The organism is Nocardioides sp., assembly GCF_044226765.1.
Taxonomy (GTDB): domain Bacteria; phylum Actinomycetota; class Actinomycetes; order Propionibacteriales; family Nocardioidaceae; genus Nocardioides.
This window is the reverse complement of the sequence record NZ_JBGAGJ010000014.1, coordinates 1-26,042: the sequence shown is the minus strand read 5'-3', so window position 1 is coordinate 26,042 and position 26,042 is coordinate 1. Positions and strand designations below refer to the sequence as shown.

The 26,042-nt window shown below is 73.3% G+C and carries 28 protein-coding genes and 1 tRNA gene; 15 read left to right on the top strand and 14 right to left on the bottom strand.

The features are described from left to right. Positions 1 to 14: 14 nt before the first annotated feature. From ACILRH_RS21080 to ACILRH_RS21065, 4 genes are all read right to left on the bottom strand, one after another. Positions 15 to 1,130: an NDMA-dependent alcohol dehydrogenase gene (locus tag ACILRH_RS21080; RefSeq protein WP_395696037.1), complete on the bottom strand. Its 1,116-nt coding sequence runs from the start codon at positions 1,128 to 1,130 to the stop codon at positions 15 to 17. Between the two features lie 359 nt (positions 1,131 to 1,489). Then, entirely contained in the window at positions 1,490 to 2,518 is a 1,029-nt protein-coding gene (locus tag ACILRH_RS21075; RefSeq protein WP_395696036.1) for a hypothetical protein, read from the bottom strand. Beyond that, positions 2,515 to 3,102 carry an RNA polymerase sigma factor gene (locus ACILRH_RS21070; protein WP_395696035.1) on the bottom strand — a complete coding sequence of 196 codons (588 nt, stop codon included), beginning with the start codon at positions 3,100 to 3,102 and terminating at the stop codon, positions 2,515 to 2,517. Before ACILRH_RS21070 ends, ACILRH_RS21075 begins: the two co-directional genes overlap by 4 nt. A gap of 53 nt (positions 3,103 to 3,155) precedes the next feature. Continuing rightward, the gene (locus ACILRH_RS21065) at positions 3,156 to 3,797 is read right to left on the bottom strand and encodes a hypothetical protein (RefSeq protein WP_395696034.1); all 642 of its coding nucleotides are present in this window, start codon (positions 3,795 to 3,797) and stop codon (positions 3,156 to 3,158) included. Positions 3,798 to 4,011: 214 nt separating this feature from the next. Here ACILRH_RS21065 and ACILRH_RS21060 point away from each other — a divergent pair, with 214 nt between their 5' ends. Then, complete coding sequence (locus ACILRH_RS21060; RefSeq protein WP_395696033.1) at positions 4,012 to 5,622, top strand: MDR family MFS transporter; 1,611 nt, start codon at positions 4,012 to 4,014, stop codon at positions 5,620 to 5,622. 1 nt (position 5,623) lies between these two features. Next, positions 5,624 to 6,085, top strand: a complete 462-nt coding sequence (locus ACILRH_RS21055; RefSeq protein WP_395696032.1) for a MarR family winged helix-turn-helix transcriptional regulator — start codon at positions 5,624 to 5,626, stop codon at positions 6,083 to 6,085. Between the two features lie 6 nt (positions 6,086 to 6,091). On the opposite strand, the gene ACILRH_RS21050 is transcribed toward ACILRH_RS21055, so the two are convergent. From ACILRH_RS21050 to ACILRH_RS21040, 3 genes are all read right to left on the bottom strand, one after another. Beyond that, positions 6,092 to 7,717, bottom strand: coding sequence for a glycoside hydrolase family 13 protein (locus ACILRH_RS21050; protein WP_395696031.1), 1,626 nt, complete (start codon positions 7,715 to 7,717; stop codon positions 6,092 to 6,094). Positions 7,718 to 7,732: 15 nt separating this feature from the next. Then, complete coding sequence (locus tag ACILRH_RS21045) at positions 7,733 to 8,725, bottom strand: hypothetical protein (protein ID WP_395696030.1); 993 nt, start codon at positions 8,723 to 8,725, stop codon at positions 7,733 to 7,735. A 67-nt stretch (positions 8,726 to 8,792) separates the two neighbouring features. Next, positions 8,793 to 10,148, bottom strand: coding sequence for a cryptochrome/photolyase family protein (locus tag ACILRH_RS21040; RefSeq protein WP_395696029.1), 1,356 nt, complete (start codon positions 10,146 to 10,148; stop codon positions 8,793 to 8,795). 74 nt (positions 10,149 to 10,222) lie between these two features. Here ACILRH_RS21040 and ACILRH_RS21035 point away from each other — a divergent pair, with 74 nt between their 5' ends. Further along, the gene (locus tag ACILRH_RS21035) at positions 10,223 to 10,909 is read left to right on the top strand and encodes a metal-dependent transcriptional regulator (RefSeq protein WP_395696028.1); all 687 of its coding nucleotides are present in this window, start codon (positions 10,223 to 10,225) and stop codon (positions 10,907 to 10,909) included. Between the two features lie 178 nt (positions 10,910 to 11,087). Here ACILRH_RS21035 and ACILRH_RS21030 read toward each other — a convergent pair whose 3' ends face one another. Together ACILRH_RS21030 and ACILRH_RS21025 are read right to left on the bottom strand one after the other, a co-directional pair. Then, positions 11,088 to 11,912 carry a Sir2 family NAD-dependent protein deacetylase gene (locus tag ACILRH_RS21030; RefSeq protein ID WP_395696027.1) on the bottom strand — a complete coding sequence of 275 codons (825 nt, stop codon included), beginning with the start codon at positions 11,910 to 11,912 and terminating at the stop codon, positions 11,088 to 11,090. A 10-nt stretch (positions 11,913 to 11,922) separates the two neighbouring features. Further along, entirely contained in the window at positions 11,923 to 12,192 is a 270-nt protein-coding gene (locus ACILRH_RS21025) for a DUF2277 domain-containing protein (protein WP_395696026.1), read from the bottom strand. Positions 12,193 to 12,236: 44 nt separating this feature from the next. Between ACILRH_RS21025 and ACILRH_RS21020 the strand changes: the two genes are divergently transcribed. Together ACILRH_RS21020 and ACILRH_RS21015 are read left to right on the top strand one after the other, a co-directional pair. Beyond that, on the top strand, positions 12,237 to 13,415 hold the full coding sequence (locus ACILRH_RS21020; RefSeq protein WP_395696025.1) for a saccharopine dehydrogenase family protein: 1,179 nt from the start codon (positions 12,237 to 12,239) through the stop codon (positions 13,413 to 13,415). Between the two features lie 47 nt (positions 13,416 to 13,462). Further along, a complete protein-coding gene (locus ACILRH_RS21015) occupies positions 13,463 to 13,693 on the top strand; it encodes a hypothetical protein (protein ID WP_395696024.1) in 231 nt (76 codons plus the stop codon). Positions 13,694 to 13,863: 170 nt separating this feature from the next. Here the strand turns inward: ACILRH_RS21015 and ACILRH_RS21010 are convergent. Further along, positions 13,864 to 13,936 (bottom strand) — tRNA-Arg (locus tag ACILRH_RS21010). A gap of 184 nt (positions 13,937 to 14,120) precedes the next feature. On the opposite strand from ACILRH_RS21010, the gene ACILRH_RS21005 reads away from it, so the two are divergent. Next, positions 14,121 to 15,359: an LCP family protein gene (locus ACILRH_RS21005; protein WP_395696023.1), complete on the top strand. Its 1,239-nt coding sequence runs from the start codon at positions 14,121 to 14,123 to the stop codon at positions 15,357 to 15,359. Positions 15,360 to 15,369: 10 nt separating this feature from the next. Beyond that, on the top strand, positions 15,370 to 15,576 hold the full coding sequence (locus ACILRH_RS21000) for a hypothetical protein (protein ID WP_395696022.1): 207 nt from the start codon (positions 15,370 to 15,372) through the stop codon (positions 15,574 to 15,576). Positions 15,577 to 15,690: 114 nt separating this feature from the next. On the opposite strand, the gene ACILRH_RS20995 is transcribed toward ACILRH_RS21000, so the two are convergent. From ACILRH_RS20995 to ACILRH_RS20985, 3 genes are read right to left on the bottom strand one after another with little or no spacing between them, the layout of a single operon-like run. Next, positions 15,691 to 16,065, bottom strand: coding sequence for an MscL family protein (locus ACILRH_RS20995; protein ID WP_395696021.1), 375 nt, complete (start codon positions 16,063 to 16,065; stop codon positions 15,691 to 15,693). Between the two features lie 9 nt (positions 16,066 to 16,074). Then, on the bottom strand, positions 16,075 to 16,704 hold the full coding sequence (locus tag ACILRH_RS20990; protein ID WP_395696020.1) for an RcpC/CpaB family pilus assembly protein: 630 nt from the start codon (positions 16,702 to 16,704) through the stop codon (positions 16,075 to 16,077). Between the two features lie 52 nt (positions 16,705 to 16,756). Beyond that, positions 16,757 to 17,071: an FmdB family zinc ribbon protein gene (locus ACILRH_RS20985; RefSeq protein WP_395696019.1), complete on the bottom strand. Its 315-nt coding sequence runs from the start codon at positions 17,069 to 17,071 to the stop codon at positions 16,757 to 16,759. Between the two features lie 92 nt (positions 17,072 to 17,163). Between ACILRH_RS20985 and ACILRH_RS20980 the strand changes: the two genes are divergently transcribed. Continuing rightward, positions 17,164 to 19,740: a penicillin acylase family protein gene (locus ACILRH_RS20980; RefSeq protein WP_395696018.1), complete on the top strand. Its 2,577-nt coding sequence runs from the start codon at positions 17,164 to 17,166 to the stop codon at positions 19,738 to 19,740. 99 nt (positions 19,741 to 19,839) lie between these two features. Here the strand turns inward: ACILRH_RS20980 and ACILRH_RS20975 are convergent, their stop codons facing one another. After that, positions 19,840 to 20,415: a 5-formyltetrahydrofolate cyclo-ligase gene (locus tag ACILRH_RS20975; protein WP_395696111.1), complete on the bottom strand. Its 576-nt coding sequence runs from the start codon at positions 20,413 to 20,415 to the stop codon at positions 19,840 to 19,842. Between the two features lie 31 nt (positions 20,416 to 20,446). Between ACILRH_RS20975 and ACILRH_RS20970 the strand changes: the two genes are divergently transcribed. The 7 genes from ACILRH_RS20970 (at position 20,447) to ACILRH_RS20940 (ending at position 25,998) form a co-directional block, all read left to right on the top strand. Further along, complete coding sequence (locus ACILRH_RS20970; RefSeq protein ID WP_395696017.1) at positions 20,447 to 21,826, top strand: UTP--glucose-1-phosphate uridylyltransferase; 1,380 nt, start codon at positions 20,447 to 20,449, stop codon at positions 21,824 to 21,826. Beyond that, complete coding sequence (gene glp / locus ACILRH_RS20965) at positions 21,819 to 23,066, top strand: gephyrin-like molybdotransferase Glp (protein WP_395696016.1); 1,248 nt, start codon at positions 21,819 to 21,821, stop codon at positions 23,064 to 23,066. The genes ACILRH_RS20970 and glp overlap by 8 nt, the downstream gene beginning before the upstream one ends. Continuing rightward, positions 23,066 to 23,542 (top strand): cyclic pyranopterin monophosphate synthase MoaC, encoded by a 477-nt coding sequence (gene moaC / locus ACILRH_RS20960; protein WP_395696015.1) that lies wholly within the window; start codon positions 23,066 to 23,068, stop codon positions 23,540 to 23,542. The genes glp and moaC overlap by 1 nt, the downstream gene beginning before the upstream one ends. Beyond that, a complete protein-coding gene (locus tag ACILRH_RS20955) occupies positions 23,539 to 24,015 on the top strand; it encodes a molybdenum cofactor biosynthesis protein B (RefSeq protein WP_395696014.1) in 477 nt (158 codons plus the stop codon). Before moaC ends, ACILRH_RS20955 begins: the two co-directional genes overlap by 4 nt. Continuing rightward, complete coding sequence (locus ACILRH_RS20950; RefSeq protein WP_395696013.1) at positions 24,012 to 24,617, top strand: GNAT family N-acetyltransferase; 606 nt, start codon at positions 24,012 to 24,014, stop codon at positions 24,615 to 24,617. Before ACILRH_RS20955 ends, ACILRH_RS20950 begins: the two co-directional genes overlap by 4 nt. 61 nt (positions 24,618 to 24,678) lie before the next feature. Continuing rightward, positions 24,679 to 25,497, top strand: a complete 819-nt coding sequence (locus ACILRH_RS20945; RefSeq protein ID WP_395696012.1) for a hypothetical protein — start codon at positions 24,679 to 24,681, stop codon at positions 25,495 to 25,497. A gap of 33 nt (positions 25,498 to 25,530) precedes the next feature. Continuing rightward, positions 25,531 to 25,998, top strand: coding sequence for an SRPBCC family protein (locus ACILRH_RS20940; protein WP_395696011.1), 468 nt, complete (start codon positions 25,531 to 25,533; stop codon positions 25,996 to 25,998). Positions 25,999 to 26,042: the final 44 nt, after the last annotated feature.

Below are 26,042 nucleotides of genomic sequence, written 5' to 3'. Positions count from 1 at the left end.
CGAGCGTCGACCGGTCAGTACACGACGACGCCCCGCAGGTTGCGGCCGGCGTGCATGTCCTCATAGCCCTGGGCGATCTCGTCGAGCTTGTAGGTGCGGGTGACCAGCTCGTCGAGCTTGAGGTGGCCCTCGGCGTACAGGCGCAGCAGGGTCGGGATGTCGGTCTTGGGGTTGGAGGCCCCGAACAGCGAGCCCTGGATCCGCTTCTGGAACAGCGTGATGTCGGCGAGCGAGATCGGCGCTCCCACCTCGGCGATGTTGCCGAGACCGGTCACGACCACGGTGCCCGCCTTGCGGATCGCGGCCATCGCCTGACCGAGGTGCTCCCCGGTGGTGACCCCGACCGTGACGATGGCCGAGTCGGCGCCCTGACCGTTGGTGACCGACTGGGCGAGCTCGGTGGCCTCCTCCATCGTGGCGACCGCGTGGGTGGCGCCGAGCTCGAGGGCCTTGGTGCGCTTGAGCTCGACCGGGTCGACGGCGATGACCATCGACGCGCCGGCGAACGCTGCCGCCTGCACGGCGTTGATGCCGATGCCGCCGACGCCCATGACGACCACGACGTCCCCGGGCCGTACGTCGGCGGAGTTGACCGCCGATCCCCAGCCGGTGCCCACGCCGCAGCCGACCAGGCACGCCTTGTCGAGCGGCACGTCGTCGGTCACCTTGATGGCGGAGTCGACCGCGACCGTCGTCACCTCGGCGAAGGTCGAGATGCCGCACATCTGCCCGACCGGCTGTCCCTCGTGGGTCAGGCGGAAGCTGGTCGGGTCGTCCCACCGGGACCCGTTGAGGAGGGTGGCGCCGAGGTCGCACAGGTTCTGCATGCCGCGCGAGCACCACGTGCACCGGCCGCAGGAGGGCAGGAAGGAGAAGACCACGTGGTCGCCCTCCTGCCACCCGGGCGTGTGCGGACCGACCGCGGTGACGACGCCGGCACCCTCGTGACCGCCGCAGAACGGGTAGACGCCGACGGGGATGTCGCCGGTCGCGACGTGGTCGTCGGAGTGGCACAGGCCCGAGGCGGTCATCTGCACCTGGAGCTCGCCCTGGCGGGGGTCGTCGACCTCGAGGTCGACGACCTCGTAGGTGCCGGGGGCCTGCTTGATGACGGCGCCGCGTGTGTGCATGGGTTCCTCCTCGAGAACGAAACCGGTGCCGGTGACCGGCGGGGTCCCACCGTGCGCCGAGGTGAGTTGGCAATCGGTTGGCCGCCGGCGGCGTTCCGGTTAATCCCTTGAACGGCGCCGGGCGCCGACCTAGCGTGAGCGCACACGGGAAAGGAGGTGGTCCGAGGAATGAGTTCTTCAAGGACGCGTGAGGTGGCTGCCCGCTAGCAGCCCACTAGCAACACCTGGGGTGGAAGCACCCCGGGACGGCTGCTGGTGAATCCGAAGCAGTCACCCGACCCGCAGGCGATCCGGGATCACGTCCCCCGGAGCGGGCCCCGACCAGGGGTCCACGCCTGCGGGTCGTCCTGTGTCCGGGCTCAGCCTCCGTCGTCGGAGCCAGAGCCATCGTCCGACCCGCCGCCGCCGTCTGAGCCACTGTCGCTCGAGCCGCCGCCGGAACCGCCGTCGCCGGAACTGCCGTCGCCCGAGCCGCCGTCGCCCGAGCCGCCGTCGCCCGAGCCGCCGTCGCCCGAGCCGCCGTCGCCCGAGCCGCCGTCGCCGGACCCGCTCCCGCCGTCCGACCCGGAGTCGCCCGACCCGGAGTGACCCGACCCGGAGTGACCCGACCCGGAGTGACCCGAGCCGGAGTGACCCGAGCCGGAGTGACCCGAGCCGGAGTGACCCGAGCCGGAGTCGCCCGAGCCCGAGTTGTCCGAGCCCGAGTGACCCGACCCCGAGTTGTCCGAGCCCGAGTGACCCGACCCCGAGTTGTCCGAGCCCGAGTCCGACCCCGGGTCCGAGCTCGAGTCCGACCCCGGGTCCGAGCTCGAGTGACCCGATCCGGACTGGTCCGATCCGCCGCCCCGTGTGGAGCCGTCCTGCGACCCGTGCCCGGACGAGGAGCCGTCGGTGCCGGCCGACGCCCCGCCGGTGTGGGAGGCCGGGGTCGGGTCCGGGACCGGGGCAGGCCGTTCGGGCCGGTCGCCGGGAGCCGGGCTGTCCGGACGGTGGTGGACCGGCCGGTCCTGGCTGGAGCGGGAGCCGCCGAGGAGGTCCTCGAGCGGCGCGGGCAGGAGGTCCTCGTGGTGGGCGACGCCGACCGCCGCGATCGCGGCTCCGGCGAGACCCAGCTTGGCAGCCAGGCTGAGGCCCGCGAGCGCCGTGAGCACCCGGCGCCACCACGCGGGGGCCCGGACGGCGGGCAGCGGGGCGAGGCCGGTCAGCACCGACGCGAGTGCGACGCTCGGCTCCGGCGCGGGAGCGTCGCGCAGCTCCGCGGTCAGCGCGCCGAGGGCGCGGGCCAGGGCGACCTGCTCGCTGTCGAGCGACGTGACGTCGACGTCCAAGTCGGCGGCGTACCCGCGGGCGGCCGTGAGCAGCAGCTCGGTGGCGTGATCGGTCGTCATCGGCTCACGCTCCCGGTCCGCTCAGCATCGCCGGGCTCCGCGCCGGGGTCTCGCACCACCGTGCGTCGAAGGGCGTCCAGGCCGCGCCGCTGGAGGGACTTGACCGTGCCCGGTGACTTGCCGAGCGCCGCCGCGACCGCCTCGATGGGTAGGTCGGCGACCAGCCGCATGAGGAGGACGTCGCGCTGCCCAGGTGACAGGCGCCCGATCGCCTCGACGAGCGTGGCCGCACCCTGCTGGGCCACGACGACCTCCTCGACCGACGCCACGGTCCGCCGGTCCAGCCGGTCGTCCCACGACGTCACGGGCACCCGGCGGGAGCGCCGTCGCAGGTCGTCGGCCACGCGGCGCCGCGCGATCGTGAACAGCAGCGCCCGGAACGCCGTCTCGTCGCCCTGGAAGGAGGCGAGCCCACCGAAGGCGCCGAGGAAGACGTCGCTGGTGACGGCATCGGGATCCTCGGCGCCGCGCGCCCGGACGAAGGCTGCCACGTCGCGGGCGTGCCGGTGCCAGAGCCCGGCAAGGGCGTCTCCCTCGCCCCGCCGGGCTCCTGCCAGCAGCTCCTCGAAGCTCGACGGCTCCACGGACCGGATCGTGGTCCCCCGGGCGGCGTGCCGTCAGTCGTTCGCGACGACTCTCATGAAACGGCGTACCAGACCAGCTGACGCCCGCCGTGGTCCCCGCCACCGCCGTGCCCGCTGCCGGAGTTCTCATCGTTCCCGTCGCCACCGTCGTCCTCGCACGCGTCCTGGTTCGAGCCTCCCGACTGGTCCGCGCCCTGGTCGTCCTCGTCCTCGTCGTCGACGCCGTCCTGGTCGGAGTCCTCGTCGTCGGCGACGCAGGCCTCGTCGGCGTCGTCCTCGTCCTCGTTGTCGACACCGTCGTGGTCGGAGTCCTCGTCACCGTCCGGCACGCCGTCGTCGTCGGTGTCGGCGTCGGTCGGGTCCGTGCTGGGATCTCCGTCGGAGACCTCGTCCCCGTCGTCGTCGCCGTCGCCGTCGGTGTCCTGGCTGCGCGGGTCGGTGTGGTGCCGGAACTCCCCGATGTTGCGCAGCCCGTCCCGGTCGGCGTCCCCGCGGGCGTTGGCCCGGTGCGCGTCGAGGTGGTGGCGGACCTCCCAGCGGTTCGGCATCCCGTCGCGGTCCCAGTCGGCACGGCTCGCCGAGGCCGGGGACAGCGTGAGTCCCAGCGAGAGCGGCACGGCCATGGCGGCCAGGCCGGCGGCGACGGCGCCGACGGTGCGGCGCGCAGGGACGTGGAAGGCGGGTGAGTCGGTCATGGTGGGCTCCAGGGTCTCGGGGTGGTCCGTCACCGGGGGATCGCCGCCGACGGCGTCCGGGATACGGCCACGGGCCGACGGATCGGCACCGGTCCAGACCGGCCCGCCCCCGGCGCAGCCGGGCTCCCCATCCACGGACGGAAAGTTGTCGGAGGCAACGACCGGGAATATAGTTGTCCACGTCAACCTTGTACTCCGCGTGAATCGAGCATCCGTGACCCAGGCACCGCCCACCCCCCGGCTCGTCGAGGAGCCCGGTGAGATGAGCCACCGCCAGATCCTGGAGGCCCTCAGCGGCCTGCTGCTCGCGATGTTCGTCGCGATGCTCTCCAGCACCGTGGTCACCAACGCCCTGCCGACCATCGTCAGCGACCTGCACGGCAGCCAGACCGGCTACACCTGGGTCGTGGTCGCCACGATGCTGGCGATGACGGCGACCACGCCGATCTGGGGCAAGCTCTCGGACCTGTTCAGCAAGAAGATGCTGGTCCAGCTCGCGCTGGTCATCTACATCGGTGGCTCCCTGATCGCGGCGTTCGCCCCCTCGATGGGCATCCTGATCTCGGCCCGCGTCGTGCAGGGCCTCGGCGTCGGCGGCCTCACCGCTCTGGTGCAGGTCGTGATCGCCACGATGATCTCCCCGCGCGAACGGGGGCGCTACTCGGGCTATCTCGGCGCCACTTTCGCCCTGGCGACCGTCAGCGGCCCGCTCATCGGCGGCCTGATCGTGGACTCGCCGTTCGGCTGGCGCGGGTGCTTCTTCGTCGGCCTGCCGTTCGCCCTGGCCGCTTTCGTGCTGCTGCAGAAGACCCTGCACCTGCCGGTCGTCACCCGCCCGGTCCGCATCGACTACCTCGGCGCGACCCTGCTGGTCGGTGGCGTCTCCACCCTGCTGGTGTGGGTCAGCCTGGCCGGCAACGACTACGACTGGCTCTCGCCGGTCTCCGCCGCCCTGGTGGCGCTCGGCGCCGTGCTGGTGGCCGCCGCCGTGTACGTCGAGGCGCGGGTCGCCCCCGAGCCGATCATCCCGCTCCGGCTCTTCCGTGACCGGACGATGACCCTGGCCACGATCGCGTCGGCCATGGTCGGCGTGGCCATGTTCGGCTCGACGGTCTATCTGAGCCAGTACTTCCAGACCGCCCGCGGCATGACGCCCACCGAGGCGGGGCTGATGTCGATCGCGATGGTCGGCGGGCTCTTCGTCTCCAGCCTGGTCTCGGGCCGGATCATCAGCGACTCGGGCCGCTGGAAGCGGTTCCTGGTCGGCGGCATGGTGCTGGTCGTCGTCGGCCTCGGCCTGCTGAGCACCATCGACGAGACCACCAGCCTGGTCGTCATCGGGGTCTTCATGGCCGTCCTGGGTGTCGGCCTGGGTGCGACCATGCAGAACCTGGTGCTCTCGGTGCAGAACAACGTCACGATGGCTGACATGGGCGCCGCGAGCTCCGTCGTCGCGTTCTTCCGCACCATGGGCGGCTCGATCGGGGTGTCCGTCCTCGGGGCCCTGCTCAGCCACCAGGTGGCCCAGCAGGTGGCCGCCGGGTACGTCGCCGCGCAGCGTCCCCCGACCTTCGACGCCGGCAGCCACGCGGTGCCGGACGTGGCGGCGCTGCCCGGCTGGGAGCAGGCGATCTGGGAGGCCGCGTTCGGCGAGTCCTTCGGACACATCTTCCTGGTGGCGACACCCTTCGCCGTGGTCGCGCTCATCTGCGTCATGCTGATCCGTGAGGTGCCCCTGCGCACCTCGAACCTGGAGGCGGAGTGCGAGGCCTCGCCCGAGGTCGCCGCCGAGCTGCACCACGCGGTCGTGAGGAGCGAGGCCTGACGTGACGACCCGGACCACAGAGACCACCCTGGCGCGAGCCGACCTGCTCGCGGGCCTGGAGCAGGAGGTGGGCGTGATGATCCGGCGGATCCGCCGGGTCATCGCCGAGCGGGCGCACGCCGTGCACCCGGAGCTGCAGTCCTCGTCGTACCTGATGCTGTCGTGGCTGGTCCGGCAGGGCCCGCAACGCGCGTCGGCGATGGCAGACGCGTTCAGCATCGACAAGGGGGCCATCAGCCGCCAGGTCCAGCACCTGGTCGATCTCGGCCTCGTCGACCGCTCGCCCGACCCGGCGGACGGCCGGGCGACGCTGGTGTCGGTGAGCGCCGACGCGGCCGCCCGGATGGAGGCCGTCGCCGGCGAGCGGCGCCGGTGGCTCGACGACCGGCTGCGCGACTGGACCGACGCGGACCTCGAGGCGATCGTCGCGCTGCTCGGCCGCTACAACGCCGCCCTCGACTGATCCAGGTCAGGCAGGGGCCTCGCCGAGCCAGACGGCGGTGTCGGCCGGCAGCGTGTCGGCGACCGGTCCGCTGGCCATCAGCACGTCGCCGGCGGGGAGCCCGACCGGCTGGTCGCCGCAGTTGAGCACGACCGTCACCGGCCCGCGCCGGAACGCGAGGACGTCGGCGCCCAGGTCGAGCATCTCGACGTCGTCGCCCGCGGTGTGGGCGAACGTGCGCCGGGCCGCCAGCGCCGCGCGGTAGAAGCCGAGCGTCGAGCCCGGGTCGGCCTCCTGCTTGTCGACCGTGAGCGCCGCCCATGCGTCCGGCTGCGGGATCCAGGGCTGGCCGTCGCCGGGCCCGAACCCGAACGGCGGGGCGTCACCGCTCCACGGCAGCGGCACCCGGCAGCCGTCGCGGCCGCCCACGCCGGTGCGCAGGAAGAACGGGTCCTGCTTGTGCTCCGGCGCGACGTCGACCTCGGGCAGGCCGAGCTCCTCGCCCTGGTAGAGGTACGCCGAGCCCGGCAGCGCGAGCATCGTCAGCGTCGCTGCGCGCGCCCGGGCCAGGCCCAGCTCGCCACCGCCGTACCGGGTGACGTGGCGGGCGACGTCGTGGTTGGACAGCACCCACGTCGGCGACCCGTGCACGTCGGCGACCGCCTCGAGGGTGCCGGTGATGACGTCGGCGAACTGGCTCGCCGACCACGGGGCCAGCAGCCAGGCGAAGTTGAAGGCCTGGCTCATCTCGTCCTCGCGGATGTAGCGGGCCATCGACTCCGGGGTCTGGGTCCACGCCTCGGCGACGAGCATCCGGTCGCCGTCGTACTCGGCGAGCACCTCGTGCCAGCGGCGGTAGACGTCGTGGACCTCGGGCTGGTCCCACATCGGCTCGTCGACGCCGGCACGCTCGACCATCGCCTCGGTGGCGGGCAGGCCGCGCGAGAGGTCGAGGCCGCCGGGGAGGACCTGGTCACGCAGGCTCTCCTCCTTGAGCAGGCCGTGGGCGACGTCGACGCGGAACCCGTCGGCGCCGCGGTCGAGCCAGAACCGGAGCACCTCGACGAACATGTCGCCGACCTCGGGGTTGCGCCAGTCGAGGTCGGGCTGGCTCTCGTCGAAGAGGTGGAGGTACCACTGCGCGTCGTCGCCGGTGCCGTCGGGCGCCTTGCTCCACGCGGGCCCGCCGAAGACCGACATCCAGTTGTTGGGCCGCGACCCGTCCGGGGCGGCGTCGCGGAAGAGGTAGCGCGCGCGCTCGGGACTCCCCGGGCCGGCGGCGAGCGCGGCCTGGAACCAGGCGTGGTCGCTCGAGGTGTGGTTGGGCACCAGGTCCACGATCACCTTCAGGCCGAGCTCGTGGGCGCGGGCCAGCAGCTCGTCGGCGTCGGCCAGGGTGCCGAAGAGCGGGTCGACGTCGTGGTAGTCGGCGACGTCGTAGCCGTGGTCGCGCTGGGGCGAGGTGTAGAACGGCGAGATCCAGACCGCGTCGACGCCCAGGTCGCGCAGGTAGGGCAGCCGCGAGGTGATGCCGGCGAGGTCGCCGATGCCGTCACCGTTCGCGTCCGCGAAGCTGCGCGGGTAGACCTGGTAGGTCACCGCGTGGCGCCACCACTCCTGGCCGGACACGTCCCTTTGATCGTTCAAACCCATGCGGGCGATCCTAGGTCAGGAGGTCGAACCGCGGGCCGTCCGGACGGGCCCGGAGCGCCACGCGCCCCAGCAGACCAGCGCGGTCACGAGCCCGAGCAGCACGACGTTGTGCGCGTACTTCTCCAGCGTGCTCACCTGGCCGATGGGAGTGGCGAGGAAGCCGGAGGTTCCGGCGGCCAGCAGCGCTCCGGCGGCCAGCGCGAGCACGTGCCGCTGCCCCCAGTCGCCTCGGTGGGAGAGCCGCCACACCACGACCACCGCGGCGACGGCGACCAGCACCACGACGGTCGTGCCGATCCGGGTCGCCGGGATCGACCCGAAGGCCAGCGTCGCGACGTACGCCGCCGCGGCGACCACCAGCGGGCGCGGGACCACCCCCGGCACGATGAGCGCGGGGCGGCGTCCCACCACGACGGCGGCCACGACCAGTCCGGTCGCGACGACGGCCGACGCCACGAGCTGACCCCAGGTCGCGGTCGCCTCGCCGGTCTCGTAGGCATCCCACATCACCAGCGCGCTCGCGGCCAGGTAGAGCAGCGCGACGACGACGATCACCACGGGGCCCAGCCACGGCTGGTCGCGGTGCCGTCGGCTGATCGTCTCCACGACCGCGATCGGCGAGCCGATGCTGAGCATCACGTGGTTGCCGACGAACAGGACGGCGAGGTAGACGCTCAGCCCGATCGGCCCGATGTAGGTCGGCGCCGCCATGTCCTGCCAGTAGGGGATGTCGCGGTAGTCGGTGCTCCACATCGACTGGTCGACGATGCCGGCCTGCACGACACCGAACGCGGCTGCCATGAGCAGGATCCCGGGCCAGCCGAGCGCGAGGCGGCGGGCGGCCTCGCGGATGAGCAGGGCCGGCGCGCCGTAGAGCGGGGAGAAGACGACGAGGTTGCCGACCAGCGTGGCGGGGTGGCCGGTGCTGTCGTCGTAGCCCCAGAGGTACTCGGCGCACACCGGGGCCAGGACGAGGAGTCCGAGTGCGGGGAGCCAGACCGTGCGCATGCAGCGACGCTAGGCGTGGGGTCGGCCGTCCGGAACGGACCGCGGTAGGGACCGGGCCCTACCTAAGTCAGCGGATCTGCTCCCAGCGGTCCAGCGCCTCGCGCCGCTCGGCGGCGTGGTCGACGACCGGGGCCGGGTAGCCGGCCAGGTCGCGGTCGTCCGCGCTCGGCTCGTGCGGGTCGGCGACCTCGGTGAGCTCGGGCACCCACCGGCGGACGTAGTGCCCCTGCGGGTCGAACTTTCGGCCCTGCGATGTCGGGTTGAAGACCCGGAAGTACGGCGCCGCGTCGACGCCGCTGCCGGCCGCCCACTGCCAGTTCTGCTGGTTGGAGGCGAGGTCGGCGTCGGCCAGCCAGCGCATGAAGTGCCGGGCGCCGTGCTGCCACTCCAGGTGCAGGTCCTTGACCAGGAAGCTGGCCACGATCATCCGCACCCGGTTGTGCATCCAGCCCTGGGCCCGCAGCTGGCGCATCCCGGCGTCGACCACCGGGTAGCCGGTGCGGCCCTCCTGCCAGGCCTCGAGCCGGTCGTCCGGCTCGTCGTACCGCATCCGGGCGTACTCGGGCCGGAGGTACTCCCGGGCGGTCTCCGGGCGGGCGAAGAGCACGTCGGCGAAGAACTCGCGCCAGGCCAGCTCCTTGCGATAGGTCGCCGCGCCCGCGCTGCGCAGCCGGGCGAGGTCGGCCAGCATCGTCCGCGGGTGGATCTCCCCCCACTTCAGGTGCACCGACATCCGCGAGGTGGTGTCGAGGTCGGGCCGGTTCCGCTCGTCGTCGTAGTCGGCGACCCGGTCGAGGAACTCCTGCCACCGGCGCCGGGCGGCATCCTCCCCGGCCTCGGGCAGGTCGAGGCCGCTCGGGTGCGGCGGGTCGGGGATCTCGGTCGTGCCCTCGTCGAGCCGGACCCAGCGGCCGTCGGTCGGCGCGTCGACCGGCCCGCGCCAGCCGTGCTCGGCCCACGCCCGCGAGAACGGGGTGTAGACGCGGTAGGGTTCGCCGCTGCCGTTTGTCACCCGACCGGGCGCGACGGCGTACGGCGACCCGGTGCGCACCAGCTCGACCCCGTGCTCGGCGAGCGCCTCCTCGACCTCGCGGTCGCGGCGGTGGCCGTACGGGCCGAAGTCGGCCGCGATGTGCACGCGGGTCGCCCCGACGGCGCGGGCGGCGAGCACCACGCGGCGCACCGGAGTGCCGCGCCCCACCGACAGCCGCCCGCCGAGGGGCCGCAACGACTCGTCCAGGGCGCGCAGCGACGCACCCAGGTAGGCCCGACGGGTCGGCCCGGACGGCCCCCACAGGGCCGGGTCCAGGACGAACAGCGGCAGCACGGGGCCGTCGGCCAGGGCCTCCAGGAGCGCGGGGTTGTCCGCCAGGCGCAGGTCGCGGCGGAACCACATGACGCTGGGGGTGTCGGACTCGGTCATCCCCGCCAGCCTGCCACCCTCCCGAAAGGCGGCGCGGATGGAGGGCCCGCCACGGATGGGACACAATGACCCGCGTGAGCGACCTGATCGACACGACCGAGATGTACCTGCGGACCATCTACGAGCTGGTCGAGGAGGGCATCGTGCCGCTGCGGGCGCGGATCGCGGAGCGCCTGCACCAGAGCGGCCCCACGGTCTCCCAGACCGTGGCGCGGATGGAGCGCGACGGTCTGCTCACCGTCGAGGGGGACCGCCACCTCGAGCTCACCGACGAGGGCATGCGGCTGGCCACCCGGGTGATGCGCAAGCACCGGCTCGCCGAGCGGCTGCTGACCGACGTGATCGGGCTGGACTGGGAGCTGGTCCACGACGAGGCCTGCCGGTGGGAGCACGTGATCTCCGAGACCGTCGAGCGCCGGCTCCTCGAGCTGCTCGACCACCCCACCGAGTCGCCCTACGGCAACCCGATCCCGGGCCTCGACGAGCTCGGCGACTCCGAGGCGCCCGAGCAGTTCATGGAGGGTGTCCAGCCGCTCGCGGCCGTGGCCGGCGCCGCCGAGGGTCGGGTCCTGGTGCGCCGGATCTCCGAGGAGATGCAGAAGGACGAGCCGCTGATGAGCGCGCTGCGCCGGGTCGGCGCGCTGCCCGACAAGACCATCACGGTGGTCGCCACCGGCGAGGGCGTGCTGGTGGGGTCGGCCGGGGAGACCGCCGAGATCGACCTCGACGCCGCCGACCACATCTTCGTCAAGAAGCTGTGAGCTCCCCTGGGCCGAGCTTGCTCGGGCCAGGAGCCGGGAGCCAGGTCGAGTAGGCGCGCGACCGACGGAGGAGGTCGCGACCGGCGTATCGAGACCTCGGTCGGGTCTCGATACGCTCGCTGGCGCTCGCTACTCGACCAGCCAAGGGGGCGGCTACTCGACCAGCGAACGGGGGCGGCTACTCGACCAGCGAGAGCGGTTCCCGTGCCCGGGCCAGCTCGGTGAGGAACGCGCTGCAGCCCATGTCGAGCTTGTACGTCGCCAGCTCGTCGCCCCGGGTCGGGCCCCGGTTGACGATGACGACCGGCGTGCCGGCCTTCGCCGCGCGCCGCACGAACCGGAACCCGGACATCACCGTCAGGCTCGACCCGGCGACCAGCAGCGCTCCGCCCTCGTCCGCGAGCGCGTCGACGGCGGCGTAGCAGCGCTCCACCCGGGCGGGCGGGACGTTCTCGCCGAAGAACACGACGTCCGGCTTGAGCACGCCGTCGCCGCACTCCGCGCAGCCGGGGACGACGAAGCCGGCGGTGTCGTCGAGGTCGACGTCACCGTCCGGGCGCACCGCTGCGTCGGCGTACCGCTCGGCGAAGCCGGGGTTCGCGTCGGCCAGCCGGGCCTGGAGGGCCGCGCGCGACGACGTGGCCCGGCAGTCCAGGCAGACGACGTCGGCGATCCGCCCGTGCAGGGCGACCAGCCGCGGCGAGCCGGCCCGCTCGTGCAGCCCGTCGACGTTCTGGGTGATCAGCAGGTCCGGTGCGACCCGCGCCAGGGCGAGGTGGCCGGCGTTCGGCTCGGCGTGCCGCATCCGGCCCCAGCCGAGGTGGCTGCGCGCCCAGTAGCGCTGCCGTGCCGCCGGTCCGGAGACGAACTCCTGGTAGGTCATCGGCGTCCGGGCGGGGGAGCCGGGCCCGCGGTAGTCCGGGATGCCGGAGTCGGTCGAGAGGCCGGCCCCGGTGAGCACCACCAGCGGCCGACCGGCCAGCAGGGCGAGGGCGTCGGTCACGGGCGGCCGGTCAGCGGGCGTAGCGCAGCTCGGCACGGGCGCGCGCCTTGGCGGCCTCGACCTCGCGGTTCTTCGGCGGCGCGGTGGTGACCAGCTCGTCGAGGAGGTGCTCGGTGATGTGGGCGATCTCCCGCACCGCGCGGTCGAACGCCTCCTGGTTGGCCTGGCTCGGCTTCGTCGTGCCGCTGACCTTGCGGACGTACTGCAGGGCGGCTGCGGCGACCTCGTCACGGGTGGCCGGCGGCTCGAAGTTGTTCAGCGGGCGGATGTTGCGGCACATGCCCCCGAGCGTACGTCGACCGCCGACCTGCCAGCATGGCCTGCATGACTGCAGGCGACCCCCGCGAGCACGACATCGTCCTCCTCGGCGCGACCGGCTTCACCGGTGGCCTGACCGCCGAGTACCTGGTGCGCCACGCACCGGCGGGGCTGCGGTGGGCCCTGGCCGGCCGCAACACCGCCAAGCTCGAGGCCGTGCGCGACCGGCTGGCCGAGATCGACCCGGCGACAGCGGAACTGCCGCTGCTGCACGCCGACTCGGCGGACCCGGCCTCGCTGGCCGACGTCGCGGCGTCGACGAAGGTCGTCATCACGACGGTCGGCCCCTACCTCGAGCACGGCGAGCCGCTTGTCGCCGCCTGCGCCGAGGCCGGCACCGACTACGTCGATCTCACCGGGGAGCCCGAGTTCGTGGACCGGATGTACCTGGCGCACCACGCCACCGCGGAGCGCACCGGGGCGCGGATCGTGCACGCGTGCGGCTTCGACTCGATCCCGCACGACCTGGGTGCCCTGTTCACGGTCCAGCAGCTCGACGCCTCGGGACCGGTGCGGCTGCGGGGGGTGGTCCGCTCCGCGGGGACCTTCTCCGGCGGCACCTTCCACTCCGCGCTCGGCCAGTTCTCCCGGGCCCGCCAGATGCGCAGCGCCATGCAGGAGCGCCGCCGCGTCGAGCCGCGGCCGGAGGGCCGCCGGGTGCGGGCCGTCGGCGGCAAGCCGCACCGCGACGACGTCCTGGGCTACTGGCTGCTGCCGATGCCCACCATCGACCCGTTCATCGTCGCCCGGAGCGCGGCCGCGCTGCCGGCGTACGGCCCGGACTTCTCCTACTCCCACTACGCCGGCACCAAGACGCTGCGGTACGCCGTCGGCGGTGCGGCCGGCGTCGCCGGGATCTTCGGCGCGGCGCAGGTGCCGCCGCTGCGGAGGTTCCTGCTCACCAAGGTGCCGCAGGGTGAGGGGCCGGACCCCGAGCGCCGGGCGCGGTCGTGGTTCACCGTCGACTTCGTGGGAGAGAGCGGCGGCCGCACCGTGCACACCCGGGTCAGCGGCGGCGACCCCGGCTACGACGAGACGGCCAAGATGCTCGCGGAGTCGGCGCTGTGCCTCGCGCTCGACGACAACCCGGTGACCGCGGGCCAGGTGACCACCGCCCAGGCGATGGGCGACCACCTGCTCGCCCGCCTGCAGGCGGCCGGGATGCGCTTCGAGGTGGTGGAGTAACCCCTTGGGGTGAGTTCGGCCGGTGGCCGGACCGGGCACGAGTCGTCATGACCGACCTCCCGGACGCCGGCCGCCTGCGCGACCTCCTCGAGGTCCGCCGCGGCCCGGTGGCAGACGCGCTCGTGGACGCCGTCGGCATCCCGCGCTCGACGGCCCGCGACGTCCTGGAGGACGTCGGCCTGGACCCGCTCACGCCCGCCGCCGCCGTCACCGACGCCGAGGTCGGCCGGGTCCGACGTGCCCTCGCCGCGGTCCCGGACCCGCGCCGGGCGTCCTGAGTCGTCCAGGGCGCCGCCTCCGTCGCCCGCGTCGCCGTTTCATCATGGTCTGTCGGTGAACCAGCACCTCCCATGGTGGGCACGCCGTGGGAAGTGTCGGTCCACCTGCATCCCGTGGTGAACCTGGGGCCGGCCGGGCAGGCTCGTCGAGCACGAGCGGTGCCCGAAGGTGCCCCAGGTAGGAGTCGAACCTACGACCTTTCGCTTAGGAGGCGGCTGCTCTATCCACTGAGCTACTGGGGCGTGACGCGCGGTGACGTCGGCGGTCAGTGTGTCACGTGAGGGGTGACCCGGGGACGGGGGCCGCCGCGGCGCCGGGCCGGCGGCGACGTACGCTGGTTTGTCGATCTGCGCTGGTCACAGGGACACTTAAGGTTCGGGCCGTACCGTCGCCCGCGCCCCTGTCCCGAAGACCCGAGGTTCGTCGATGTCCGACCCTGCGCCCGAGCGCGTGGACCGCGACACGACCGCGCCCCAGGGGCGGGCCAAGCGGCGGGGCAAGGTCCGCAAGCGGCACACGGTCGGCAAGGTGCTGCTGGCCACCGTGCTGGTGCTGGTCATGGTCACCGGCCTCGGCACGATCTGGCTCTACCGCCACCTCAACAGCAACCTCAACGTCTACGACCCGACCGCGCAGATGTCGAACCGGCCGGCGAAGGTGAAGGTCGAGGGTCCGCACGAGCCGCTCAACGTGCTCGTGATGGGGTCGGACAGCCGTGACTGCAAGGGTTGCAACATCGACAACCTGACCGGCGGCGGGCAGCGGTCGGACACCACGATCCTGCTGCACCTCTCGGCGGACCGGACCCGCGCCTACGGGATCAGCATCCCGCGCGACCTGCTCGTCGACCGGCCCGAGTGCAGGACGAAGTCGGGCGACACCATCCCCGGCGGCAGCGGGTCGATGTGGAACGAGGCCTTCTCGCTCGGCGGGCCGGCGTGCACCATGCAGCAGTTCGAGCAGCTCACCGGCATCCACCTCGACCACTTCGTCGTGGTCGACTTCGAGGGCTTCCGCGGGATGGTGGACGCGATCGGCGGGGTGGAGGTCTGCATCCCCGAGCCGATCGTGGACCCCGCGCACGGGATCAACATCGAGGCCGGCACCCGCAAGATCAAGGGCTACGAGGCGCTGAACTACGTGCGGGAGCGGTACGTCGTCGGCAATGGCTCCGACATCGGCCGGATGAAGCGGCAGCAGGCGTTCATCGCGTCGATGGCCCACCAGGTGGTGACTGCCGGCACGCTGGCGCGCCCGGACCGGCTGATCCGGTTCCTGGACTCGGCGACCAAGTCGCTGACGGTGGACCCGGGCCTGTCGAACGTCGCGAAGATCGCCGAGCTCGGGATCCAGTTCAAGGGCATCGGCCTGGACAACATCCAGTTCATCACCATCCCGAACATCCCGGACCCCGCGGACCCGAACCGCCTGGTCTGGAAGCAGCCGGACGCCAAGCGGGTGTGGCAGAAGATCGCCGAGGACGAGCCGCTCACCAAGCGGCTCACCCCCGATGTGATCAGCGCCGGCAACGTGCCGGGCAGCAGCTCCTCGCCGAGCCCGTCCGGCTCTCCGACCGGGTCAGGGTCGCCGTCGAGCTCGCCGTCCGGGTCGGCCTCGAACGACGCGAGCAAGCAGGCGCTCGAGGACGCCGGGCTCTGCACATGACGGGGTGCACATGACCGGGGAGCACGACCCCGGGAAGGGCGAGCCCGGCAAGCGCGAGTCCGACTGGGAGCGCCGGCGGCGGCTGGCCGAGGTCTTCGGCGACACCCTGCCGGAGACCACCTCCGACGAGCGGGACGACCAGGGCGCGACGCGATCTGGCGAGGACGGCCAGGACCGGTGGCTGCGGGAGCAGGTGCCCCCGCACCACGGTTCCTGAGGCGGATCCGGCTGCAGGTTTACCCGGTCGACCGGGTAAACCCTCGCTTGTCGGCGAAAACTTCGGCCGACAAGCGAGGGGAGAAGCCGACAAGTCCGGCCCGGAGGTGCTCCGCTACGCCGTCGGCGGGGTGCCGCGCTGGGCGACGAGCGCGTCGCGGATCTCGGTGAGCAGCTTGACGTCCTCCGGCGTGCCAGGGGCGGGGCTGGGGAAGTACCGCTCCTTGGCGACCGTGTAGGGCTTGACGATCAGGAAGTACACGACCGCGGCCATGATCACGAACGAGACCACCGCCGTGACCCAGGCGCCCACCAGCAGGCCCCATGGCGTCCAGGCGGAGAAGTCCGGCTCGCCGCCGATCTTGCCGATGAGGCCGAGGATCAGGTCGACCGTCGCGGTCACCACCTTGGCGAACGCCGCGGCCATGATGAACGCGACCGCCAGCTCGACGAGGTTGCCCCGGAGGATGAAGTTCTTGAATCCCGTCATGACGGCAACCTAACCGCCGAACGTGACGGTGAGGTACGCCCGCACCGAGGCGTCCGCGATCCGGGCGGCGTCGCCCGGGGCGACGCCGACGACCACGAGCCGGCCGCCGAGGGCGCCCCCCGGCCCGGACCCGGCGCCCGCGTCGTCGCGCGGCAGCGCCAGCACGGTCACGCCGGACCCGACGACCCTCGCGCTCTCGCCGCGGGGCTCGGCGGCGACCAGGTCGACCCGGTCGCCGACCGTCAGCAGACCGGCCACGCCGGCGTCGGGCAGCCGCACCGGCACGGCGACCAGGCCGGGGTAGCCGTCGGTGAGCGACGGGCCGACCAGGCGTACGTCGGTCAGCGGCTCGCCCTCCCTCAGCGGCGCCGCGAGCGTCCGGCCGACCGGGTCCGTGACGTCCCCCGCGGGCACGGAGCCGGGTGCGAACCCCACGGTGCGGACGTCGCCACTGCCGACCACGGTGCCCGACGGCAGGTCTCGCACCGCGACCACGACCGGCACGGTGGCGGGCGGAGGGGCGGTCGCCGCGTGCAGCCCGGCGGCGACCGCGGCCGCAGCCAGCACGGCGGCGATCAGGCGGCGCCGGGCGAGGACGGCTCGGCGTACGGGTCGCAGCAGGGCGGCGAGGCGGCGCATGCCGCGACGCTAGGTCAGCGCGGGCCGGACGCGCGCCGGCTCTCCACAGGGGTCAGGACGAGGACGACGCGGCCGCCGAGGCGGCGGGCTTGCTCTCGGTCTTCGTCTCGGTCTTCTTCTCGCCCGACGCCCCGTTCGCGGTCGAGGTGGTCGACGTCGGGCTGCTCGACGAGGCCGAGGAGGAGTCCGCGGACCGGCTGTCGGTGCGGTAGAAGCCGGAGCCCTTGAAGACCACGCCCACGGCGTTGAAGAGCTTGCGCAGTCGGCCCTGGCACTCGGGGCACTCGGTCAGCGCGTCGTCGGAGAAGCTCTGCACCTGCTCGAAGGCGTGGCCGCACTCGGTGCAGGCGTACTGGTAGGTCGGCACGGTTCTCCTTCGCGTCGTGGCCACTCGGGCCGGCGCCTGGCACTCGGCCCCGGCGAGTGCCAATACTATGGCACGGCACAATGTCCCGGGTCATGGCTGGCGGACTCGGGTTCTGGAGGTGGCCGCGCGTCCTGCGGCTCGCGTCCTACGTCGCTGCCGGGCTCGCGGTCCTGCTCGTCGCCGTGGTGCTGGCCGTGGTGCACTTCGTCCGCGCCCCCCTCCCGCAGACGACGGGCGAGCTGGACCTCCCGGGCCTCGAGGACCCGGTGCGGGTCGTACGCGACGACGCGGGCATCTCGCAGCTCTACGGCGACTCGCTCGACGACCTGATGCGGGCGCAGGGCTACGTCCACGCCCAGGAGCGGTTCTTCGAGATGGACGTGCGCCGGCACGCGACGGCGGGGCGGCTGGCCGAGATGTTCGGCGAGGACGCCGTGGCGAGCGACGAGCTGGTGCGCACGATGGGGTGGCGCCGGGTCGCCTCCCGCGAGCTCGCCCTGGTGTCGCCGGCCACCCGGGCGGCCCTGCAGGCGTACGCCGACGGCGTCAACGCCTACCTGGACAGCCACACCCCCAGCGAGATCGCGGTGGAGTACACCGTCCTCAACGCCGGTGGCCTGGACTACACCCCCGAGCAGTGGACCCCGGTCGACTCCCTGGCCTGGCTCAAGGCCATGGCCTGGGACCTGCGCGGCAACATGACCGACGAGATCGACCGCGTCCTGGCGCGGGCCGGCCACACGGCCCGCGAGGTGGCGCAGCTCTACCCGCCGTACGACTACGCGGACCACGCCCCGATCGTCGCGGGCGGGGCCGTCGTGGGTGGCACGTTCCAGCAGCAGGCCCCCGCGGCGGCCGCGCGGCCGGCGTACCCCGCCGCCGCCCGCGGCGCGCTCGCCGGCCTGCGCGACAGCATCGCCAGGATGCCGGCGCTGGTCGGCCACGGCGACGGGCTGGGCAGCAACAGCTGGGTGGTCGACGGCGACCACACCGACTCCGGCGGCCCGCTGCTGGCCAACGACCCGCACCTGGGCACCTCGCTGCCGGGCGTCTGGATGCAGATGGGCCTGCACTGCCGCACGGTGACCGACGACTGCCCGCTGGACGTGGCCGGCTTCACCTTCTCCGGCGTGCCGGGCGTGATCATCGGCCACAACGCCGACATCGCCTGGGGGTTCACGAACCTGGGCCCCGACGTCAGCGACCTCTACCTGGAGAAGGTGGAGGGTGACCGGTGGCGCTACGACGGCCGGTGGCGGCCGCTGCGCACGCACCGCGAGACGATCGAGGTGGCCGACGGCGAGGACCGCACCATCACGGTCCGGTCCACGGCTCACGGGCCGCTGCTCTCCGACGTCGCCGACGACTATGCCGACCTGGGCGACTCGCCGCCGGGCGTCAGGCCGGGCCGGTACGCCGTCTCGCTGGCCTGGACCGCGCTGCGGCCGTCGCGGACCGCGGACGCCCTGCTCGGCATCGACTCCGCGGGCAGCTGGGCGGAGTTCCGCCGGGCCGCCCGCTCGTTCGCCGTTCCGGCGCAGAACCTCGTGTACGCCGACCGCGCCGGTCACATCGGCTACCAGGCGCCCGGCCTGGTGCCGATCCGGCGCCGGGGCAACGACGGGACGATGCCGTCGGCGGGCTGGCGTCCCGAGGACGACTGGACCGGGCGGTTCGTCCCGTTCGACGCGCTGCCGAGCGTCCTGGACCCCGAGCGCGGCTTCGTGGTCACGGCCAACCAGGCGTTGACCGGGCCCGGGTACCCCGTCCACCTCACCGGCGACTGGGACCAGGGCTACCGCTCGCAACGCATCACCGACCTCCTGCAGCAGCAGCTCGACGGCGATGGGTCGGTCTCGGCGGACGACATGCTCGCGATCCAGCTCGACGACCTGAACCCCCTGGCGGCCGAGCTGGTGCCGTACCTGCTGACGGTGGACCTGCCGCGCGGCTACTACGCGGCCGGCCAGTGGCAGCTGCGCCGGTGGGACTTCCACCAGGACGCGGACAGCCCGGGCGCGGCGTACTTCAACGTGGTGTGGCGCAACCTGCTCGCGCTCACCTTCCACGACGAGCTGCCCGAGGACGCCTGGCCCGACGGTGGGGACCGGTGGTTCGCGGTCGTCACCCGGCTGCTGCGGCAGCCGGACAGCCCGTGGTGGGACGACCGGACCACCGACGTCCGCGAGACCCGCGACGACGTGCTGCGGCAGGCGATGGAGGACGCCCGCGACGAGCTCACCCGGCGCCAGGCGCTCGACAGCGACGACTGGACCTGGGGACACCTGCACCGCCTCGACCTGCACAGTCCGACGCTGGGGGAGTCGGGGATCGGGCTGGTCGAGCGGCTGGTCAACCGCGACGGATGGGAGGTCGGCGGCGGGTCCTCGGCCGTCGACGCGGCGGCGTGGGACGCCGCGCAGGGGTACGGCGTCGTCAGCGCGCCGTCGATGCGGATGGTCGTGTCGCCGGCGGACTGGGACGCCTCACGGTGGATCAACCTGACCGGCGTCTCGGGCCACCCCTTCGACCCCCACTACACCGACCAGACCGACCGCTGGGTCCGGGGCGAGACCCTCCCGTGGACGTTCACGCCCGACGCCGTCGAGCGGGCCGCCGAGGACGTGCTCACCCTCGAGCCCGCCGCCGATGGGGCGCACGGCGGTTGAGGTGCGAGCGCAGCGAGCCTCGAAACCACCGTCGCCGCTCGGCTCACCGGGTCTCGAGGCTCGGCGCTGGCGCGCCTCGCACCTCGACCGACGCGGGCGTCAACGAAGGCGGCGAACACCGGTCGGGGTGGCGGCGTAGCGGACCGGGCGATCGTGGGGCTCGACGGGGACGTCGACGCCGACCTCGCCGTCGTAGAGCAGCGCGCAGGTGAAGGTGCCCACCGGCACCCGGCCCAGCGCCCGGTCGTAGGAGCCGCCCCCGCGCCCCAGGCGCATCCCCGTCGACGACACGGCGAGCGCGGGCACCAGCACCACGTCGGCGGTCGCGATCGCGTCGACCCCGAGCCGCTCGCCCACCGGCTCGAGCAGCCCCAGCCGGGCCCGCACCAGGTCGTCGGGCGAGCGGTAGACGGCCCAGTCCAGGTCGTCGTCGGGCAGCAGCACCGGGAGGATCACCCGCTTGCCGGCCGCGCGGAGCCCGTCGAGCAGGGGACCGGTCCCGGGCTCGCCGTTCATCGAGACGTACGCCGCCACGGTGGCCGCCCGGCGCACGTCGACCGTGCCGAGCAGGTGCTCGGCGAGGGCACGGGCCGCGAGCCCCACCTCGGCGAGCGGGCGGCGGTGCCGGTCGGTGAGCAGGCGGTCGCGCACCGCGATCTTCGCGGGCGATTGCATGGCCGTCACACCGGAAGCCTACGATCGGACCATGGGTAGTGCTGGTCTGATGAGGGCTCGCGACAAGATGGCCGCCGCCGGCGTGGACGAGGTGGCCATCGACACCTTCGCCCACTACTACCGGCTGCTCGAGCACGGTGAGACGGGGATGATCCCCGAGTCCACCATCGACCCCGTCGACATCGAGTCGCTGGCCGACGTGCACGTGGCCGACGAGCAGGCCGCGCAGGCGCTGCGCGGCACCGCGGTGATCAAGCTCAACGGCGGCCTCGGCACGTCGATGGGGATGGACCGGGCCAAGTCGCTGCTCTGCGTGCGCCGCGGGCTGTCCTTCCTCGACATCATCGCCCGCCAGGTGCTGCACCTGCGCACCCAGCACGACGCCACGCTGCCGATCATCTTCATGAACAGCTTCCGCACCTCCGGCGACACCCTCGCCGCGCTGGCGCGGTACGACGACCTCCCGGTCGACGGGCTGCCGCTGGAGTTCCTGCAGAACAAGGAGCCCAAGCTGCTCGTGAAGGACCTCACCCCGGTCAGCTGGCCCAAGGAGCCCGACCTGGAGTGGTGCCCGCCGGGCCACGGCGACATCTACACGGCGCTGCGCGGGACCGGGCTGCTCGACCGGCTGATCGCCGCCGGCTACGAGCGGGTCTTCGTCTCCAACTCCGACAACCTGGGTGCGGTCCCCGACCCGCGGATCGCCGGCTGGTTCGCCGAGAGCGGTGCGCCGTTCGCGATCGAGGCGGTCCGTCGTACCCCGTCGGACCGCAAGGGCGGACACTTCGCCCGGCGCCGGACCGACGGGCGCATCGTGCTGCGCGAGACCGCGCAGACCCCGGACGCCGACCAGGCGGCGCTGGCCGACCTCGACCGGCACCGCTACTGCTCGACCAACAACATCTGGTTCGACCTCGCCGCGATGAAGCACGCGCTCGACGTGCGCCAGGGGATCCTCGGCCTGCCGCTGATCCGCAACGTCAAGAACGTCGACCCGGGCGACAAGTCCAGCCCCGAGGTGATCCAGGTCGAGACCGCGATGGGCGCCGCCGTGGAGGTGTTCGAGGGCTCGCGGCTGATCGAGGTCGGCCGCGACCGGTTCGTGCCGGTGAAGACGACCAACGACCTGCTGGTGCTGCGCTCGGACGTCTACGACCTCGGCTCGGACTTCGTGCTCGACCAGGCCTCCGACGCCCTGCCCTTCGTGGACCTCGACGGCGACTTCTACAAGCTGGTCGGTGACTTCGACAAGCGGTTCCCCGAGGGCGCCCCCTCGCTGCGGAAGGCCTCGTCCTTCACCGTGCACGGCGACTGGACCTTCGGGCGCGGGGTCGAGGTGGTCGGCGAGGTCGACCTGGCCGCGAAGTCCGCGCAGCGCGTCGACGGTGGCACCGTCCTCTCGCATGAGTGAGCAGCCGACGACCGACCGGCTCGTCTCCGTCGACGAGCACCTCGAGCGGATCCTGGCGGCGATCGAGCCGCTGCCGGCGTTCCCGCAGCCGCTGATGGAGACCCTCGGGCTGGCGGTGGCCGAGGACGTCGTCGCGCCGATCTCGCTGCCGTCCTTCGACAACTCGGCGATGGACGGCTACGCCGTGCGCCACACCGACGTCGTCACCGCGTCCCCGGAGTCGCCGGTGCACCTGCCGGTGGTGGGCGAGATCGGGGCCGGGCAGGCGCAGCTGCTGGCGCTGTCGCCCGGCACGGCGGCCAAGATCATGACCGGCGCACCGGTGCCCGCGGGCGCGGACACGGTGGTGCCCTACGAGTGGACGGACCGCGGGGTCGCGCAGGTGCGCATCGAGCGGTCGCCGTCGTACGCCCAGCACGTGCGGCCCGCGGGCGGTGACGTCGAGGCCGGCGACGTGGTGGTCTCCGAGGGCACCGTCCTCGGCCCGCGCCACCTCGGGCTGCTCGCGGCGGTCGGCCGCGCCACGGTGCTGTCCCGGCCGCGGCCCCGCGTGGTGGTCATCTCGACCGGCTCCGAGCTGCGCGAACCGGGTGCATCCCTGGGCCACGACTCCATCTACGACGGCAACTCGTTCCTGCTCGCTGCCGCGGCCCGTCGCGTGGGTGCGATCGCCTATCGCGTCGGGATCGTGCCCGACGAGCCGCGGGCGTTCCTCGACGCGCTCAACGACCAGCTCGTCCGCGCCGACGTCGTGGTCACCAGCGGCGGGGTCTCGCAGGGCGACTTCGACGTGGTGAAGGAGGCGCTCGCGCCGCTCGGCACCGTCTGGTTCGGTGGCGTGGCGATGCAGCCGGGCAAGCCGCAGGGCTTCGGCCGGCTCGGCGAGGACGACACCCCGGTCTTCACGCTGCCGGGCAACCCGGTCTCGTCGTACATCTCCTTCGAGATGTTCGTGCTGCCCGCGCTGCGCAAGCTGATGGGGCGCACGCCCTACGCGCGCCCGACGACCACGGCCCGGCTGACCCACGACCTCCGGTCGCACGACGGCCGCCGGCAGCTCGCCCGGGCGCAGTGGTCGGTCGACGCCGCCGGTCCCGCGGTCACGCCGGTCGGTGGACACGGTTCCCACCTGATCGGCGATCTGGCACAGTCCGACGCGCTGGTCGTGGTGCCCGAGGGGGTCGGCTCGGTCGCTGCCGGCGAGCAGGTCCAGGTCCTGAGGCTCGACGAGGAGTTCTGATGTCGGAACCGCGGCTCACCCACGTGGACGAGTCCGGGGCCGCACGGATGGTCGACGTCTCGGGCAAGGACGTCACCGCGCGGACGGCGACCGCGTCGGGCCGGGTGCTCGTGTCGGCCGAGGTGGTCACCCTGCTGCGCGGTGAGGGCGTGCCGAAGGGCGACGCGCTCGGGGTGGCCCGCGTCGCCGGCATCCTGGCCGCCAAGCAGACGCCCACGCTGGTGCCGCTGTGCCACCCGCTGGCGATCTCCGGGGTGACCGTCGACCTCGACGTCGCCGACGACGGGGTCGACATCCGGGCGACGGTGCGCACCACCGACCGCACCGGGGTGGAGATGGAGGCGCTGACCGCCGTCTCGGTCGCGGCGCTGACGGTCGTCGACATGGTCAAGGCCGTCGACAAGGCGGCGGTGATCACCGACGTCCGGGTCGAGACGAAGACCGGTGGGAAGTCGGGCGACTGGAGCCGCGGATGAGCCTGCGTGCCGAGGTGGTCGTCGCGTCGAACCGCGCCGCCGCCGGGGTCTACGAGGACACCACGGGCCCGCTGCTCGTCGCGTTCCTGCAGGAGCTCGGCTTCGTGGTCTCCGCCCCGGTCGTCGTCCCCGATGGGGAGCCGGTGGGCGAGGCGATCGCGGCGGCCGCGGCCGGTGGCGCCCGGGTCGTGCTCACCACCGGGGGCACCGGCCTCACCCCGACCGACCGCACGCCGGAGGTCACCCGCGCGCTGCTGGACCGCGAGGTCCCGGGCCTCGCCGAGGCGATCCGCGCCCACGGTGTGGCCAAGGGCGTGCCGACGGCGGTGCTCTCCCGGGGCCTCGCCGGCCTGGTCGGCTCGTGCCTCGTGGTCAACCTGCCCGGCTCGCGCGGTGGGGTGAAGGACGGCCTCGAGGTGCTGCGGCCGGTGCTGCTGCACGCCGTCGAGCAGAGCGTGGGAAGCGACCATTGAGCCAGCGGGGGTGGCCGGCCCGACTCAGCGCCGGTGACGTCACCGTGCGGCCGCTGTCGTACGGCGACGCCGCCGCCTGGCGGGACGCGCGGCGGCGCAACGTCGCGTGGCTGCGGCCGTGGGACGCGACGGTCCCGCCCGGGGCGGCGGCCCGGCCGGCGTCGTTCCGCGCCCTCGTCCGGCGGCTGCACCGCCAGGCCCGCGCGGACGCGACGTACCCGTTCGCGATCGAGGTCGACGGCCGGTTCGCCGGGCAGGTGACGGTCAACAACATCGTGCGGGGGTCCGCGCAGTTCGCGTCGGTCGGCTACTGGCTCGACCAGCAGTACGCCGGCCGCGGCGTGATGCCGCGCGCCGTGGCCCTGGTGATCGACCACTGCTTCGCGACCGCCGGCCTGCACCGCATCGAGGTCGCCATCCGTCCGGAGAACTCCAACTCCCTGCGCGTGGTGGAGAAGCTCGGTCTGCGCGAGGTGGGCTACGCCCCGAAGTTCCTGCACATCGACGGCGAGTGGCGCGACCACCGGATCTACGCGGTCACCGCCGAGGAGTGCCCGGAGGGCATGCTGCGGCGTCTGGAGTCCCAGCAGTCACAGGAGTGATTTTGCGACACACCTGTGGACATCCGAGGTGGAGTGCGGTAGCGCTCCTAACCTCTGACTCGTGGACCTGAGCGCTCTGATCTTCGTCGCCCTTGCCGTGGCGTGGGCCGTCTACCTCGTCCCCAAGGCGCTCCGACACCACGAGGACGGCGCCCGCAGCAGGTCGGTCGACCGCTTCTCGCACACGATGCGCGTGCTGGCCCGGCGCGAGCCGGTCTCGGCCAAGAGCGCCCGGCTGGTGGTCAACCGGTCCCGGCCGGCCGCCAAGGAGGCCGCCACGGAGGCCGCCACCGAGGAGCCGGTCGAGCTGACTCACGCTCAGGTGCGGGCGCGGCGTGCGGCCGCCAAGCGGGCGACCAAGCGGCGGCGCACCGTGCTCGCGATCGTGCTGCTCGCCAACCTCGCGGTCGTCGGCGTGGCCGCCTTCGGCCTGATCAGCTGGTGGTACGTCGCCATCCCCGCCGGCCTGCTGGTCGCCTGGCTGGTGACCTGCCGGATCATGGTCAAGGGCGAGCGCCGGGCGCTGCAGCCGACCCGACGGATGCCGGTCGACCCCGTCGAGGAGGAGGTCGTGGAGGCTCCCGAGGACCGCGTGCTGGTCGAGGAGGAGGTCGCCGACGACCCGATGGCCGACACGTCTGCTGGCATGGCGGCGGTCGTGGACCCGGCGCTGTGGGACCCGGTGCCGGTCACCCTGCCGACGTACGTCGGCAAGCCGCCCGCCGCCCGCCGCACCGTTCGCACCATCGACCTCGAGGGCACCGGCGTGTGGACCTCGGGCCGCACCGAGTCCGACGCCCAGCTCGCTCGGGAGGCCGACGAGGCACAGAAGGCGGCCCGCCAGGCCCGCACCGACGCCGAGCGCGCCACCGGCTCCTGACGGCTGCTCCGCATCCGGCCTAGGCTCGGTGGCATGGCCCCCGAGCTCGCCGCCTCCCGCACCTACCCGGTCACCGTCGAGCGTGCCTTCGACGTCACCCTCCCCACCCCGCTGACCGACCTCTTCTCCCGGCGGTACGCCGCCATCCCGGCGATCCGCGAGGTCCGTGACCAGGCGGGGGAGTGGGCGACGGCCGGCCAGACCCGCACGATCCGGCTGGCCGACGGCGGCAGCATCCGCGAGACCCTGACCGCCGTGGACCGGCCCGACCGCTTCGCCTACCGTCTGTCCGACATCTCCGGCCCGATGAAGCCCCTCGTGACCGGCGTCGAGGGCCGCTGGCTCTTTGAGCCGGCCGGCGACGGGGCCCGCGTCACCTGGGCCTGGACCGTCCAGCCGCGCGGCCCGCTCGGCCGCGCGGCGATGCCCGTCTTCGCCCGGATGTGGCGCGGCTACGCCCGCCAGGCGCTCGAGGAGCTCGAGCACATCCTGGTCCCCTGACGCGCCGTATCCGTCGGTCGGGTCGTGTGCCTGAGACCGACCTC